The sequence below is a fragment of the Flavobacterium sp. PS2 genome (assembly GCF_046250155.1).
Taxonomy (GTDB): Bacteria; Bacteroidota; Bacteroidia; order Flavobacteriales; family Flavobacteriaceae; genus Flavobacterium.
On sequence record NZ_CP176426.1, the window covers coordinates 1,624,952 to 1,640,586 of the forward strand.

At 33.0% G+C, this 15,635-nt stretch carries 17 protein-coding genes and 2 tRNA genes; 8 read left to right on the forward strand and 11 right to left on the reverse strand.

Annotation, left to right across the window (positions count from 1 at the left end; translation table 11 throughout):
- Positions 1-118 precede the first annotated feature (118 nt).
- Entirely contained in the window at positions 119-982 is an 864-nt protein-coding gene (locus ACJ6WR_RS06860) for an AraC family transcriptional regulator (protein WP_409417422.1), read from the reverse strand.
- Between the two features lie 99 nt (positions 983-1,081).
- Here ACJ6WR_RS06860 and ACJ6WR_RS06865 point away from each other — a divergent pair, with 99 nt between their 5' ends.
- The 4 genes from ACJ6WR_RS06865 to ACJ6WR_RS06880 all read left to right on the forward strand — a co-directional run bounded on the left by ACJ6WR_RS06865 (position 1,082) and on the right by ACJ6WR_RS06880 (position 3,517).
- Complete coding sequence (locus ACJ6WR_RS06865; protein ID WP_039114773.1) at positions 1,082-1,444, forward strand: DUF983 domain-containing protein; 363 nt, start codon at positions 1,082-1,084, stop codon at positions 1,442-1,444.
- Between the two features lie 75 nt (positions 1,445-1,519).
- Positions 1,520-2,395, forward strand: a complete 876-nt coding sequence (gene fabD, locus ACJ6WR_RS06870; protein ID WP_409417423.1) for an ACP S-malonyltransferase — start codon at positions 1,520-1,522, stop codon at positions 2,393-2,395.
- A gap of 160 nt (positions 2,396-2,555) precedes the next feature.
- The gene (locus ACJ6WR_RS06875) at positions 2,556-2,882 is read left to right on the forward strand and encodes a LytTR family DNA-binding domain-containing protein (protein WP_323488700.1); all 327 of its coding nucleotides are present in this window, start codon (positions 2,556-2,558) and stop codon (positions 2,880-2,882) included.
- A gap of 113 nt (positions 2,883-2,995) precedes the next feature.
- Complete coding sequence (locus tag ACJ6WR_RS06880) at positions 2,996-3,517, forward strand: hypothetical protein (protein ID WP_409417424.1); 522 nt, start codon at positions 2,996-2,998, stop codon at positions 3,515-3,517.
- A gap of 120 nt (positions 3,518-3,637) precedes the next feature.
- Here ACJ6WR_RS06880 and ACJ6WR_RS06885 read toward each other — a convergent pair whose 3' ends face one another.
- The 6 genes from ACJ6WR_RS06885 to ACJ6WR_RS06910 all read right to left on the reverse strand — a co-directional run bounded on the left by ACJ6WR_RS06885 (position 3,638) and on the right by ACJ6WR_RS06910 (position 8,722).
- On the reverse strand, positions 3,638-4,837 hold the full coding sequence (locus ACJ6WR_RS06885) for a glycerophosphodiester phosphodiesterase (RefSeq protein WP_039114776.1): 1,200 nt from the start codon (positions 4,835-4,837) through the stop codon (positions 3,638-3,640).
- 94 nt (positions 4,838-4,931) lie between these two features.
- Positions 4,932-5,255, reverse strand: a complete 324-nt coding sequence (locus ACJ6WR_RS06890; protein ID WP_409417425.1) for a hypothetical protein — start codon at positions 5,253-5,255, stop codon at positions 4,932-4,934.
- Entirely contained in the window at positions 5,243-5,437 is a 195-nt protein-coding gene (locus tag ACJ6WR_RS06895) for a hypothetical protein (protein WP_409417426.1), read from the reverse strand. Before ACJ6WR_RS06895 ends, ACJ6WR_RS06890 begins: the two co-directional genes overlap by 13 nt.
- 106 nt (positions 5,438-5,543) lie before the next feature.
- Positions 5,544-6,449, reverse strand: a complete 906-nt coding sequence (locus ACJ6WR_RS06900; protein ID WP_039118506.1) for a DMT family transporter — start codon at positions 6,447-6,449, stop codon at positions 5,544-5,546.
- A gap of 83 nt (positions 6,450-6,532) precedes the next feature.
- Positions 6,533-7,555, reverse strand: coding sequence for a UDP-glucose 4-epimerase GalE (gene galE / locus ACJ6WR_RS06905; protein ID WP_409417427.1), 1,023 nt, complete (start codon positions 7,553-7,555; stop codon positions 6,533-6,535).
- A gap of 36 nt (positions 7,556-7,591) precedes the next feature.
- The gene (locus tag ACJ6WR_RS06910) at positions 7,592-8,722 is read right to left on the reverse strand and encodes a DegT/DnrJ/EryC1/StrS aminotransferase family protein (protein WP_039118508.1); all 1,131 of its coding nucleotides are present in this window, start codon (positions 8,720-8,722) and stop codon (positions 7,592-7,594) included.
- Positions 8,723-8,887: 165 nt separating this feature from the next.
- Here ACJ6WR_RS06910 and ACJ6WR_RS06915 point away from each other — a divergent pair, with 165 nt between their 5' ends.
- Positions 8,888-10,114, forward strand: a complete 1,227-nt coding sequence (locus ACJ6WR_RS06915; RefSeq protein WP_409417428.1) for a 3-deoxy-D-manno-octulosonic acid transferase — start codon at positions 8,888-8,890, stop codon at positions 10,112-10,114.
- 370 nt (positions 10,115-10,484) lie between these two features.
- Entirely contained in the window at positions 10,485-10,712 is a 228-nt protein-coding gene (locus ACJ6WR_RS06920) for a hypothetical protein (RefSeq protein WP_035617948.1), read from the forward strand.
- A gap of 232 nt (positions 10,713-10,944) precedes the next feature.
- On the opposite strand, the gene ACJ6WR_RS06925 is transcribed toward ACJ6WR_RS06920, so the two are convergent.
- From ACJ6WR_RS06925 to mutS, 4 genes are all read right to left on the reverse strand, one after another.
- Positions 10,945-11,319, reverse strand: coding sequence for a hypothetical protein (locus ACJ6WR_RS06925; RefSeq protein WP_039118511.1), 375 nt, complete (start codon positions 11,317-11,319; stop codon positions 10,945-10,947).
- A 173-nt stretch (positions 11,320-11,492) separates the two neighbouring features.
- Positions 11,493-11,578: transfer RNA gene (locus ACJ6WR_RS06930), tRNA-Leu, on the reverse strand.
- 14 nt (positions 11,579-11,592) lie between these two features.
- Positions 11,593-11,665: transfer RNA gene (locus ACJ6WR_RS06935), tRNA-Gly, on the reverse strand.
- A 150-nt stretch (positions 11,666-11,815) separates the two neighbouring features.
- Positions 11,816-14,425 (reverse strand): DNA mismatch repair protein MutS, encoded by a 2,610-nt coding sequence (mutS, locus tag ACJ6WR_RS06940; protein WP_409417429.1) that lies wholly within the window; start codon positions 14,423-14,425, stop codon positions 11,816-11,818.
- 158 nt (positions 14,426-14,583) lie between these two features.
- Here mutS and ACJ6WR_RS06945 point away from each other — a divergent pair, with 158 nt between their 5' ends.
- Together ACJ6WR_RS06945 and ACJ6WR_RS06950 are read left to right on the forward strand one after the other, a co-directional pair.
- Positions 14,584-15,003, forward strand: coding sequence for a DUF1573 domain-containing protein (locus ACJ6WR_RS06945; protein WP_039114786.1), 420 nt, complete (start codon positions 14,584-14,586; stop codon positions 15,001-15,003).
- A 79-nt stretch (positions 15,004-15,082) separates the two neighbouring features.
- A complete protein-coding gene (locus ACJ6WR_RS06950) occupies positions 15,083-15,619 on the forward strand; it encodes an RNA methyltransferase (RefSeq protein ID WP_039114787.1) in 537 nt (178 codons plus the stop codon).
- The last annotated feature ends 16 nt before the right edge of the window (positions 15,620-15,635 follow it).

Below are 15,635 nucleotides of genomic sequence, written 5' to 3' on the forward strand. Positions count from 1 at the left end.
CTAACATCTTACTTCTCTTATCTTGCTTCTAACATCTTGCTTCTAACATCTTACTTCTCTTATCTTGCTTCTTACATCTTGCTTCTTACATCTTGCTTCTCTCACCTCTCAAAAAAAGCTACTTCTTCAAATTCCTAAACTCGGTTGGCGATAAGTTGGTATATTTTTTAAAGACTCTGGAGAAATACGAATAATCATCATACCCAACTTCTTCTGCAATTTCATTTACTGCTAGTTGTTTATCAATTAGCATTCTTTTTATCTCCAAAACAACTCGGTCTGTAATTACTTCTGTCGCAGTTTTTTTTAAAATATCATTACAAATTCTATTCAGATGCTTTAAGGTAATATGTAATTGTTCGGCGTAAAATGAAGGCGATTTATTAGTCTTAAAATGAAGTTCCAAAAGCTCTTCAAATTTCTTTATTTTTATGTTATAAGGATGTACTTCATGAACATCAGAATCATCATATTTCCTTGCAATTTCTATATGAATTGAATCTAAAAGATTAAGCATTTTATCCAACTGGTATTTATTCTTCTGCTTACTTTCTCGCATTAACAACTCAAAATAAGACGCAATTCCTTTTATAGAATCGGCATCAAAATAAACTTGAGGTTTATTATTTATCGAACTGTAAAAAGCATAATCATTGATTTTTTTTTGACCAAAATACAGGTTGTACATTTCCTGAGAGAAGATTACAACATATCCTTCAATATCTTGTGCTAAACTCCAAAAATGGATTTGCCCTGGCTGAAGCAAAAACAAACTTCCTTTTTTTATATCAAATCTATCAAAATCAATCTCATGAATTCCAGAACCATCCGTAAACAAAACCATTAAATAGGAATCATGACGATGTGGCTTCTCGACAAAACTGTGTGTTTTTAAATGTTCGGTAAACGAATTAACATAAAAATCACTCCTCGTATCATTACAACTAAAATTGGTAACGCTATAAATTGGATACTTTTTCATGGCTATAAATGTCTTTATTGTGCTATAATAAGCGAAGATATAAAAACAGAATTGAAAACCAGCGCGGTATCTTTGTATATAATAAAAAATGAATCAATTATGTCATATATGATCACCCATGTTTTAAGAAATGAATGTCCTAATTGTCACAAAGGAAAAGTTCTAGATGAGAAAAATATATTTTTCACATTCAAATTTCCGAAAATGCACAAAACTTGTAGTGAATGTGGTTTTAAATTCGAGAAAGAACCTGGTTTCTTTTTTGGCGCCATGTATATGAGCTATGGACTAACTGTAGCACAAGGTATTGCTACTTATTGCATTGCTCAATTTTTCTTTGAAAAAAATTTCGATTTAAGAATCATTCCAATTATTGCCGTAGTGATTATTGCTTTTTCTTTCTTTAATATCCGACTTTCGAGATTGTTGTGGATTTATATGTTTAAGAATTATTCAAGCTAAAAAAATAGTATTTTTGTCTTTCAATTGAAACTAATTTTTCAATCTTAGAATCACTAAATTTTTAAATTAAAAGAAATGAAAGCATACGTATTTCCAGGTCAAGGCGCACAATTTACAGGAATGGGCAAAGACTTATATGAAAATTCGGCTTTAGCCAAAGAATTATTTGAAAGAGCTAATGAAATATTAGGTTTCAGAATCACAGATATCATGTTCGAAGGTACTGCCGAAGAACTAAAAGAAACCAAAGTAACTCAGCCTGCTGTATTCTTGCATTCGGTTATTTTAGCCAAAACTTTGGGAGAAGATTTTAAACCAGAAATGGTAGCAGGTCACTCTTTAGGAGAATTTTCTGCTCTAGTTGCAAACGGTACTTTGTCTTTTGAAGACGGATTAAAATTAGTTTCTCAGCGTGCTTTGGCAATGCAAAAAGCTTGCGAAATTACTCCATCTACAATGGCTGCAGTTTTAGGATTAGCAGATAATGTTGTGGAAGAAGTTTGTGCTTCGATAGACGGAATCGTAGTTGCTGCAAACTATAACTGTCCTGGACAATTAGTAATTTCTGGCGAAACTACTGCTGTTGAAAAAGCTTGTGAAGCAATGAAAGCTGCTGGAGCAAAACGCGCTTTAATATTACCCGTTGGTGGAGCTTTTCACTCTCCAATGATGGAACCTGCAAGAGAAGAATTAGCTGCTGCGATTGAAGCAACAACTTTCTCTACTCCTATTTGTCCAGTATATCAAAACGTAACTGCAAGTGCAGTTTCTAATGCAAATGAAATAAAAAAGAATTTAATCATTCAGCTTACAGCTCCTGTAAAATGGACACAGTCTGTACAACAAATGATTGCCGATGGTGCTACTTTATTTACAGAAGTAGGTCCTGGGAAAGTTTTAGCTGGATTAATTGGAAAAATTGATAAAGAAGCTGTTACGGCTAATGCATAATTTTAAGTCGCAGTTACAGTTTTAAGTAGTCAGTCTAAAAATTGTCAATACAAATAGAATCCTCACAAGCATATGTTTGTGGGGATTTTTTTATTATCCACACCATCAATACAATAGTATTTGTGTAATTTTGAAAATCCACACAAACCACAAAACCACAATGACATCTGAAAAATTCACATTCATAAAAACAGATAAAAAGATAATTAAATTATACTTTGATACTATCGCTGTAATTACTGGTTTGGGAAATTATGTGCAAATAATAACTGTAGACAATACAAAATACACCTATTACAAATCTCTAAAAGAATTAATAGATGTATTACCCAAAGAATTTATGAGAGTTCATAATTCATCAATAGTCAATTTAACTAATATCGACAGCATAGAAGATAACCATATTATTGCCAAGGGAAACAAAATCACCATTGGCAAAACCTACAAAGAATGTCTAAATACTGCTCTCGATAAATTTATGCTATAACCATCTACATAAAAAAACAAGCAGTATGTGTAGTATTTACACACTACTGTATAAAATAGTTTCATGTGCTTTATACTTTGTTTTCATTTGCCTGAACATTAAACAATTCAGTAATGATTAAAGCAATTTTAAAAATCACATTAACTATTATTATGACTACACAAATTTCGAATGCACAAAAATATCCTCTAAAGGAAGATGTGGCTACTATTAATGGAATTATGAAAGCTACATACGAAGCCGTTTCCGGAGAAGCTGGCGAAAAAAGACAATGGGAACGTGATCTTTCACTTCATGATTCAAATGCTATCTATTCTTTTCCATTAGAAAACGCCGCAGGAAAACTACAACACACTACTATGACTCTTAAAGAGTTTCACAAAGAAACGGATGATATGGTTGCAAAAACAGCTTTCTATGAAAATGAAATAAACAGAGAAGTTCGTGTGTTTGGAAATATTGCGCACGTTTGGAGCACTTACGAAACTAGATTAGTAAAAAACGGTTCTGTTGCACGAAGAGGCATTAACAGCATACAACTTTACTATAACGAAGGAAGATGGTGGATTATATCCTGGATTTTTGATAAAGAAAAAGAAAACCAAAAAATTCCGCAAACTTTCGATCCGAAATAACAACTCTACAATATCCTAACAGGTTTTAAAAACCTGTTAGGATATTAGAATATACATTATATCATACCTACAAGACTTAAAAAACACCTTGCAGAATTAGAGTTCATATCAAAAAGCAAATTATCTCGCCTGAACGGCTGTATCTGTAAAATCAGAAAACACACCATCCAATCCTAATTTATAGAAAGCCTGATATTCTAAAGTTGGGTTATTCTTATAATTACTCAACAATCGTTTTCCTTCATTTCTAAACGTATAAGCATGTACTAACAATCCTTTTTTATGCGCATCTGAAATTAAAGTTGTTGGCGACAACGCTTCTTTATCAGCATCATCTACTTTCCCGTCGGCATTTATATCATCAGCCTTTCCATCTTTATTTACATCTGTTCCTTTATAAGGAATAATAAAAGGCTTCCAAGGACCGATACCATTTGCATATGTTTTAACAAAATCCAAACCTTCCTGAGTTCTAAAAAATCCGTAATCTCTAGTATCTCCTTTTAAATGCCAATCATACGGTTTTCCATCAGAAATAATCTCTCCTTCGGGAACTGTAAAAATCAAATCACCATTTAAAGCCACATCATAGCAACTTAACAACTGGATAATTTTAACTGTTGATTTACTTCTGATATATTGCAAATTAGAAACTTCAAACGACTGAATATAAACTGGAGATGAAGCACTGTTCCAACCTTCCGCAGTTAACATCTCTAATAATTTATCTGTGATTTTTAAACCTAATGCTTCATGAAAAGAAGGGTGTTTTGTTTCAGGATAAATCCCTATAACACGTCCTGATTGTGCTGATTTCTGTTTTGCCAAAGCAATAACCTCTGCAAATGTTGGAATCGAATATTTGTTATTATACGCTTGAGAACGCTCCGCAAAAGCTTGTTTCGCCTTTAATTGTTTTATTTCCGCCAAAGTAAAATCAGAAACAAACCAATCGGTAATCATTGCACCATCAATATTTTTGGTAGTTTTTTTAGAAGCAAAAGCTGGAATTTCTGACACATTTGTAGTTCCAGACAACATTGGTTCATGACGAACTACTAGTTGCCCATCTTTCGTCATTACTAAATCGGGCTCTATAAAATCGGCACCCATTTCTATAGCTTTTGTATATCCTTCGATTGTATGCTCTGGCAAATAACCCGATGCGCCACGATGAGCCACTACAATAGGATTTGCCCCTGTTAAAGTTGGATATTTTCCATTTTCGGGCGTTTGATTATCATCATTCATATCACAAGCCAATAACAAAATTACAGCACTTAAGAAAATTGTACTTTTTAAAATTTGAAATGAGTTCATAGTTTATATTTTTAGCAAATAAATGCCATTTTCACTCAACAAACGTTAGCACTGAGTTAAGTATCAGTTATATAATTTTACAATAAAAATAGATTTACAAAACATTTGCTTCTTCGCAATGATTATTTAAAATTCCCGTAATCAAGAAGTTTTCATTCTGCTTTTCGAAGAAAATAAACCATGTAGTTCTTTTATTTACTTTATAGAAAATGTAATTTGAACCTAAGGATTGTAGTCTTTTAGGAGTTATTCTATGCTGACTTGATTTAATATTTCCAGAAACAAAATCATAAATATTCAAAACATATTCTTCAGCCGTTTCTATAAAACCAAAATATTCATTTTTATATAAAACACGAACCAAATCATCTAAATAACTAATTACATGTGATGTGTAAGCAAGCTTTATTTTCCCCACCACTCACGTATTCGTTTAATAGATTCTGCTTTTGCCTCTTCGGGCGTATACCCTTTTTTCATCTCTACATCAAAATCAAAAGTAGTCTTGTCGATCCCCTTAAATTTAGCTTTAGAAACCTCATATTCAACCGAAGGTTCTTCGACTTTGTTTATTTTGGAGTTTTCTTTTTTAGCATTCATGATAAATTTATTTAACAGTCAAATTTACAACATTTTACACCAAACAAAAAATCCCAAACTATCCCGATGATAATTTGGGATTCCTATTTAATTAGAAACAAGATTTTTATACAATCTTTTTTTCTTTCTTTTTATAATTGATAATAAAAACTCCTGATATAATAAGTGCCGTAGCAATAATAAAATCGACAGTGATTACTTCGTCCAACAATAACCAACCTAAAAAAACTGCAATTATAGTATTAAAGTAAGACAAAATAGAAACCTGAATAGCCGTTACTCGTTTTAAAGCATAATGATAGGAGAAAAAAGCAAGTATTGATCCAAAAACAGACAAATACAAAGCTGCAAAAATACTTCTCGTACTCCATAAACTCACATCTGGATTTGGAGAAAAAATAAATGCCAAAACCAACTGAACCAAAGTAGCGATAGTAAACTGATAAAATAAATTCAGCGTAATATTATTCGATTTATGAGCGTGAGTCTTTGTATAAATTGTACCTGCCGCCCAACCTAAAATTGCTAAACTCATAAATATAAGTCCGTGTTGATAATTAGAATCTAAAAATGAACCAAGTCCATCTTTAAAAATAAAAACAACTCCTGTAAAACCAATTATTACTCCTATAACACCTTTTAAGCTTGGTTTTTGCAATCCGAATAAAACACTTCCTATAAAAATAAGTACTGGTGATAGAGCACTCATTATAGATGCTAACCCACTCGGTAAAGTTTGTTCCGCAACTGTAGTAAAACCATTTGCAATTACAATCATTAATAAAGCTGGAATTAATTGGTGCTTAAAATTCTCCCAACCAATCCATTTTAATTCTTTTTTAAACAGTAAAATAGTCATCGCTATTAATCCTGCTAACCCCTGACGAATAGAAGTTACAAACCATGGCGGAATTGTTTCTACCGCAACCCTGATTCCTAAAAAAGTTGTTCCCCACACAATCCCTACTGTTGCCATGCAGAGATATAATTTATAATCTGGCTTTTGTTGCATCGCTAATACTATGTCTTTTAAATAAAAAAGTCCCAAATTATAATGCTATAATTTGGGACTTTTAAAATACTATCTATTTTAAATTAAGAAACTTTATTTCTTATCTTTTCTTCCCATTTCCAAGCGCTTTTCATCGCTTCATCAAGCGTTGATTGAGCTTTCCATCCCAGCACATCATTAGCTTTTGCTGTATTTGCATAGGCCTCGGTAATATCACCTTCTCTTCGCGCTACAATTTTGTATGGTAATTTTTTATCACTTACCTTTTCAAAGCTTGTAATCACCTCAAGAACAGAACTTCCTTTTCCTGTACCCAGATTAAATGTCTCTACTTTATCCAGATTCTTTTTATTCAGTAATCTTTGCAGAGCCACAACATGTGCTTTTGCTAAATCGACGACATGAATATAATCACGAACACAAGTACCATCGGTTGTAGGATAATCATCTCCATAAACTGATAATTCCTGACGCAATCCGATTCCGGTTTGTGTAATAAAAGGAACTAAATTTTGAGGAACTCCAATCGGTAACTCTCCTATTTCTGTTGATGGATGTGCTCCAATCGGATTAAAATAACGCAATAAAATAGCATTGATATTAGTTGCTTTTGCAGTATCTCTAATAATTTCTTCACCAATTTTCTTGGTATTTCCATAAGGAGATATTGGTTGTTGCACAGGAGCATCTTCTGTAATTGGCATTTTTTCGGCTTGACCGTAAACCGTACAAGAAGAACTAAATATAAAACTAGCTTCAGGTTTTTGCTGTAACTCTTGTAAAAGATACACCAAGCTACTAATATTGTTTTCGTAGTACAAAAGTGGATTTTCAACACTTTCTCCAACCGCTTTTGATGCCGCAAAATGAATTACCCCAGTAACATCATTATATTTCTTAAAGAAGTTTTGCACTGCAGCCTTTTCTCTTAAATCTAATTTTTCGAATAAAGGCGTTTTACCTGTAATGGCTACAATACCTTTTAAAACATCTTCTGAAGAATTAGAAAGATTATCAATTATTACAACTTCAAAGCCTTCATTTTGCAATTCGACTACGGTATGCGAACCGATAAATCCTAATCCCCCTGTTACTAATACTTTCATTTCTTGGTTATTTTTTGGCTATTTATTTAGTCTGGTTTATTTTAAAAACTCAATTACACTATCGGTAATGAATTTAATTTGCTCATCGTCAAGCTCAGTATGCATTGGCAACGACAATACTTCTTGTACCAATTGATTAGTTACTGGGAAATATTCTTCTTTATAACGAACATCAACATAGGCTTTTTGTGAATGCAACGGAATTGGATAATAAATTGCACAAGGAATTCCTTTATCCTGTAAATGTTGCAACAATCCGTTTCTGTCTGCATTTATAATTCGTAAAGTATACTGATGAAAAACGTGGTCATTTTCGTTAGCATTAAATGAAGGCGTAATAATGTTAGCATGACCTGCTAATGCAGCATTATACTTTGTTGCTGCTTCACGACGTGCTTTATTATATTCATCTAATAATGGAAGTTTTACATTTAAAACTCCTGCCTGAATACTATCTAAACGTGAATTTACACCCACTACATCATGATGGTAACGCTCATACATTCCGTGATTTACAATTCCACGAATAATGTGTGCCAAAGCATCATCATTTGTAAAAATTGCTCCACCATCTCCATAACAACCTAAGTTTTTAGATGGAAAGAAAGAAGTTGCAGCTACATGCCCCATAACTCCTACTTTGGTTTTTGCACCAGATTTAGAAACATAATCAGCTCCTATTGCTTGTGCATTATCTTCGATTACATACAAATTATGTTCCTTGGCAAGATCCATAATTGCATCCATATTAGCAGCACGTCCGAACAAATGTACCGGAACGATTGCTTTAGTTTTTGGAGTAATTGCTTTTTTAATTGCATCGATAGAAATGTTCATACTATCCATCTCGACATCTACTAAAACTGGAGTTAATTGCAACAAAGCAATCACCTCTACAGTTGCTGCAAAAGTAAAATCGGCAGTAATAACTTCATCTCCTGGTTTTAAATCCAACCCCATCATTGCGATTTGCAATGCATCTGTACCGTTTGCACAAGGAATAACATGTTTTACTCCTAAATAGGCTTCAAGATTTTTTTGGAATTCATGAACTAATGGTCCATTAATATATGTATTTGTATCTAAAACGTCTTGAATTGAAGCATTTACAGCTACTTTTATTTTATCATATTGACTTTTTAAGTCAACCATTTGAATTTTTTTCATTTCGATATTCTAATTTAAAGTTTGCGTTCCCGAATAAAGAAAGCCACATTTCTATTGACCTTCAAAATAATACTTCCGAAAACGAGCAACAAAAATAGTTATTTAATGAGTTTAAACCAATGAAAATAATTGAAAGAAACGTATTTTAGCCCCAAATATTTAACTATGCTTTTTCTATACAATCTAATCGTTTTTGTTGTAGCCTTTTTATTAAAAATAGTAGCCCTTTTTAGTCCAAAAATCAGACTTTTTGTAAACGGAAGAAAAGATGTTTTTACTATCCTTAAAGAAAAGATAAAACCCTCAGACAAAACGATTTGGTTTCACGCTGCTTCTCTAGGCGAATATGAGCAAGGATTACCCGTTATTGAAAAAGTAAAAGAAAAATACCCTTCTCATAAAATCATTGTTACTTTCTTTTCTCCCTCAGGTTATGAAGTCAGAAAGAATAATACTGTTGCTGATGTAACGCTTTATTTGCCATTGGACACTAAATATAATGCTAAGCAATTTCTAAAACTTGCTCACCCAGAAATGGTATTCTTTATCAAATATGAGTTCTGGCTAAACTACCTTAATGAACTAAAGAAAAACAATATCCCTACTTATTTAGTTTCGGGAATTTTTAGAGACAATCAGATATTCTTTAAATGGTATGGTGGTTTTTATAAAAAAGCGCTTGATGCCTTTACTTATTTTTTTGTTCAAAACGAAAGCTCCAAAAACAAAATCGAATCTATCGGATATAAGAACGTAATTATTTCGGGGGATACCCGATTTGATCGTGTTGTTGCTATTTTAGAACGTGACAATACTTTAGATTTTATTGCTGAGTTTAAAAACAACACAACTACTATTGTTATTGGCAGTTCATGGCCCAAGGACGAAGTTTTATTAACAGAATATATCAATACTACCCAAGAGCGTGTAAAATTTATTATCGCTCCGCATAACATCAAACCAGAACAAATTACTGCGCTACAACAATCTATTACTAAGAAGACAATTCTGTTTTCTGAAAAAAAAGGCAAGAACCTAGCAGATTATGATGTATTTATAATTGATACTGTTGGAATACTAACCAAGATATATAGCTACGCAACGATTGCTTATGTAGGCGGTGGTTTCGGAAATCCTGGCGTTCATAATATTCTCGAGCCTGCAACTTTTGGCCTTCCTATTATAATTGGACCAAATTATTCCCATTTTGCCGAAGCCACAGAACTTGTACAATTAGGAGGCTGCATATCTATTACTACTACGGAAGAACTGAAAAAAGAATTTAACAGCCTTATTACAGATAAAAACCACCTTAACAAGAAAGGATTAATTTGCAAGTCTTACGTTCAAAACAAGAAAGGAGCTACCGATAAAATTATGAGTACTATTTAATCTCTCTCCCTAAATTATCATAAAACATGTTATTCAAATCATAATTTTTCGACTGTTTCCAGATAAAATAAATTAGAATTTCAAATTTTCACAACCAATATCAATCCATTTCTACAGAGATTAATCCAATAAAAAATAAAAAAGTACCGTATTTACTAGTCTTGCCGAGTGCCTTTTACTAAAAAACACCCCTTTAAACATTAATTCATTACCTCTAAAAGCTTTTTAACGTTTTTGGCACGTTAATTGATAATAAGATAAACGTAGGCAACGAAGAATATTTTAAAAAAAAAATAAAAAAATATTTTACATATTAAAAAATTTATATCTTTGCCACGAATTAATAATTAACCTTTTATAATAAAGTAAGATGAAAAAAGTATTTTTAAGTTTAGCTGTTGTTGCTGTTTTAACTGTTGTATCTTGTAAAAAAGCTGACGCTGCTCCTGCTGACGACGCTGCTGCTGTAGTTGATTCTGCTGCTGTTGTTGTTGATTCTGCTGCTGCTGTAGTTGATTCTGCTGCTGTTGTAGTTGATTCTGCTGCTGCTACTGCTACTGATGCTGCTAAAACTGCAACTGAAGCTGCAAAAAAATAATTAGAACCTAGATTCTAAAATTTTTAAAACCATCCTTGAGATGGTTTTTTTTTGTGCTTATATTTTTTGAAATTCTAATATTTCAAAATTGCTTCGCCTGTTCGCTATCGCTCGGGTCCAAATTCAAGCAATAGAATTTAAAAAGCAAAAAAAAAAAAAAAAAAAATCCCAAATCCCAACCTTTTACAGTATTGGAATTTGGGATTTCTTTTTATTAGAATTTATCTCTTTCCTAATCTTCCATCTCCTCCTCAACAACTTCATCTTCAAAAATAGATTCACTTGATGAAAAATCCAAAGTTTCAGACCTCGCAGCATAAGTTACTATTTCCTTAACTCCTTTCTGCAAAAGCAATTCCGTAGTGTATTTTCGACTTGTAGCAAAATGAACCTCACCCAACATCAATTTAAAAAAATACTTACCACCAGAACCTTTAAATTTCAAAAACCTAGCCTGATCAATATTTGCCTTAAACTTCTCAATATCCTCTTCACCCTCAAACTTCAACTCGTAACTCAAACTTGTAAATATCACTTTGCCTTTTCTGGAAGTAAACACAAATTTATACTCATCATTAAACCTCTTACTTATCACGAAAGCACCCATTTATATTTTAAATTTTTAGATTGTTGATTACAAAACCCCAGACTTCTAGATTACTGATCTCAAAACCAACGAAGATTTATTCAAAGCTCATAATCAAGTATTATTAAGTTTACTTTTAAGATTACAAACTTTTGTAAAATAAAAAAACCCCTTCAAAAAGAAGAGGTTTTTAGTACTCAGAGCGGGACTTGAACCCGCACGAACATTGCTGTTCACTGGATTTTAAGTCCAGCGTGTCTACCAATTTCACCATCCGAGCATTATGTGATGTTGAGCGAAAAACGGGGCTCGAACCCGCGACCTCGACCTTGGCAAGGTCGCGCTCTACCAACTGAGCTATTTTCGCATTTCATTTTTATTTAAGAACTACAACACTTGAATTGTTCTGTATTGCGAGTGCAAATTTAGGACATTTATTGAATTAAACAAGCCTTTTTTGAAAAAAAATTACACAAAAAACATAACATTCTGATAACGTATTCTTTAAAAATTGAAATTATTTCCTCGTAATCATTCTTTTTATCTCATTAAGCTTCATCAGCGCTTCTACTGGGGTTATCGCATTTATATCAAGATTTAGAATCTCTTCTTTTATCTCTTCTAATAACGGATCATCCAGATTAAAGAAACTCATTTGCATCTCGTCATTATCTGATTTAACTCCGTTTAACGCATCACTTGAATGGTCTTTCTCTAATTTCTTTAAAAGCTTCTGTGCTTTCAAGATTACAATTTGAGGCATTCCAGCCATTTTTGCCACATGAATACCAAAACTATGCGCGCTACCTCCTTTTACCAGTTTTCGGATAAAAAGAACGGTATCTTTTAGTTCTTTTACTGCAACGTTATAATTCTGAATTCTTGGTAACGAATCAGTCATTTCATTTAACTCATGATAATGCGTAGCAAATAAAGTCTTAGGTCTTGACGGATGCTCATGTAAAAACTCAGCAATTGCCCACGCAATCGAAATTCCATCATAAGTACTAGTTCCTCTTCCTATCTCATCTAACAAGACCAAACTTCTGTCTGAGATATTATTCAGGATAGAAGCAGTTTCGTTCATCTCGACCATAAAAGTCGATTCTCCCATCGAAATATTATCCGACGCTCCTACTCTGGTAAATATCTTATCAACCATTCCCATCCTAACACTGTCCGCAGGAACAAAACTCCCCATTTGAGCCAGCAATACAATTAAAGCTGTTTGACGCAAAATAGCAGACTTACCAGACATGTTGGGTCCAGTAATCATTATTATTTGTTGCGTTTCTCTATCTAAGAAAACATCATTAGCGATATAAGGTACTCCAACTGGTAATTGTTTTTCGATAACAGGATGCCTTCCGTTTTTAATTTCTAATTCGAAAGATTCATCTATTTCCGGACAAACGTATTTATTCTCGACTGCTAGTTGCGTAAACGAACACAAGCAATCTAATTGTGCTACCAAGCTTGCATTCATTTGCACGGGCTTGATATATGTTGTAATCCAAGAAACTAATTGTTCAAAAAGCTCCAACTCTATTTTATGAATTTTCTCTTCGGCTCCTAGAATTTTAGTTTCGTATTCTTTTAATTCCTCAGTTATATAACGCTCTGCATTTACCAACGTTTGTTTACGAATCCATTCTGCAGGTACTTTGTCTTTATGCGTATTTCGAACTTCTATATAATATCCAAAAACATTATTGAATGATATCTTCAAAGAAGTAATTCCTGTTCTTTGCGATTCTCTGGTTTCAATCCCTTCTAAATATTCTTTTCCTGAAGTCGATATTGCTCGTAAATCATCCAATTCTTCACTGATCCCCTTTGCAATAGCATTTCCTTTATTAATAGATACTGGTGCTGATTCCTGATTTAAGGTCGTTTTAATTTTCTCACGCAATAATTCACAACTATGCAAACTATCTCCTATTACTTTTACCGCTTCTTGTGGGCTTTTAAGCGCAAGTTCTTTTATCGGAATTATAGCATCCAGAGATTCCTTTAAATAAACAATCTCACGAGGAGAAACTTTCCCCGCTGCAATTTTAGAAATCAAACGTTCTAAATCGGATATTTGTTTAATTTGATACTGAATATCGTGTAATACTTCTTGATTCTCCTTTAGATACGCTACTACTTCATGACGACTTTTTATCTTATTACTATCTTTAAGAGGTAATGCCAGCCATCGTTTTAGCAAACGTCCACCCATTGGCGAAAGCGTTCTATCGATAACATCCAGAAGCGTAACTGCATTTGGATTATAACTATGATATAATTCCAGATTACGAATCGTAAAACGATCCATCCACACATAAGCATCTTCAGCAATACGCTGAATTGCAGTTATATGTTGTACTCTATTATGTTGTGTTTCGGATAAATAATACAAGATTGCTCCCGAAGCAATGATTCCTTCTTTTAATTCTTCTATTCCAAAACCTTTTAAGGAAACGGTTTGAAAATGTTTCGTCAAAATCTCAAAAGCGTAATCTTCCTTATAAATCCAATCTTCTAAATAAAAACTATGAAAATCTTCTCCAAAGGCATCTTTAAAATCACTCTTATTATGCTTTGGAACTAAAACTTCACTTGGATTAAAATTTTGCAATAACTTATCTATGTACTCCGCATTTCCTTGCGCAGTAAGAAATTCTCCTGTAGAAACATCCAGAAATGAAACACCGATATTTTTATTAGTAAAATAAACCGATGCCAAAAAATTATTAGTTTTCGACTGTAATACTTCATCATTAAGAGAAACTCCCGGAGTCACCAGTTCTGTTACTCCTCTTTTTACGATTGTTTTGGTCATTTTAGGATCTTCCAGCTGATCACAAATCGCTACACGAAGTCCTGCTTTTACCAATTTTGGTAAATATGTATTAATAGAATGATGCGGAAAACCAGCCAAAGCTGTTTCGGTTTCTGAACCCGCACCACGTTTCGTTAATGTTATCCCTAGAATTTTAGAAGCTCTAATAGCGTCTTCCCCAAAGGTTTCGTAAAAATCGCCAACTCTAAAAAGCAGACATGCATCAGGATATTTTCTCTTGATTTCGTTGTACTGTTTCATTAAGGGTGTTTCTTTCACCACTTTCTCTTTCGCTGCCAAATTACTATGTTTTTAAATGAAATTTTATGACAGCGAATTTATAAATTTTAAAGCGAATAAAGAATCTCTGAAAAAATTAAAATATTTTTAAGGCAATTTTAAGTTTCGTTTTCATTATTTTATATAAATTTGTTAATAATTAAAAAATAAAACTAAAAATGAAAAAAATAATTTTACTTGCAATGTTTACAGTGTTAAGTGTTGCTACATCTAACGCTCAAGCTAAAGCTAAAGCTGCTAAAGTTGATGGTGCTGGAATGGTTTTCGTTAATGAAGTTATAGATTACGGTACAATTGCACACAATGCAGATGGAAAACGTGAATTTGTTTTTACTAACAACGGTAACAAACCATTAATCATCACTAACACACAAGGTTCTTGTGGTTGTACAGTACCAACTTCTCCAAAAGAGCCTATCGCTCCAGGAGCTAAAGGTATTATTGGTGTAAAATATGCTACTGACAGAGTTGGTGCATTTACAAAAACTGTAACAGTTACATCTAATGCAGCCGGACAGCCAACTAAAATACTTACTATTAAAGGTACAGTTTTAGCAGATGAAGCTCCAAAAAGCTAAATCGTAAAACAACACAAAATAAACGAAAAGCTTCCTTAATATTTGGAAGCTTTTTTTATTACTAGAATTTAAAACAATTATGAGAAAACTCGAAAACAGCGAACTCGAAAGAAAAACCATTGCCGACTTTAAAAATTCAGACAAAACACCTCTTATATTAGTATTAGACGACATTCGTAGTTTACACAACATAGGTTCTGTTTTTCGTACTGCTGATGCTTTTTTGATAGAAAAAATAATCTTATGTGGTATTACTGCCACTCCACCAAACAAAGAAATCCATAAAACGGCACTTGGAGCAACCGAAACTGTTACTTGGGAACATCATGAAAATGTATTGGAAGTAATTGAAAATCTAAAAAAAGAAAACGTTACAACTCTGGCTATCGAACAAGTAGAAAGTGCCATTTTTCTACAAGATTTTGAAGTTGAAAAGGGTAAAAAATACGCTTTGGTCTTTGGAAACGAGGTATATGGCGTAGCTCAGGAAGCTGTTGCCATTTGCGATGGTTGTATCGAAATTCCGCAATTAGGAACTAAACATTCCCTTAATATATCTGTAAGTGCAGGGATCGTTGTTTGGGATTTATTCCAAAAAATGAATTGGCCAAAATAAAAACAACGACATTACT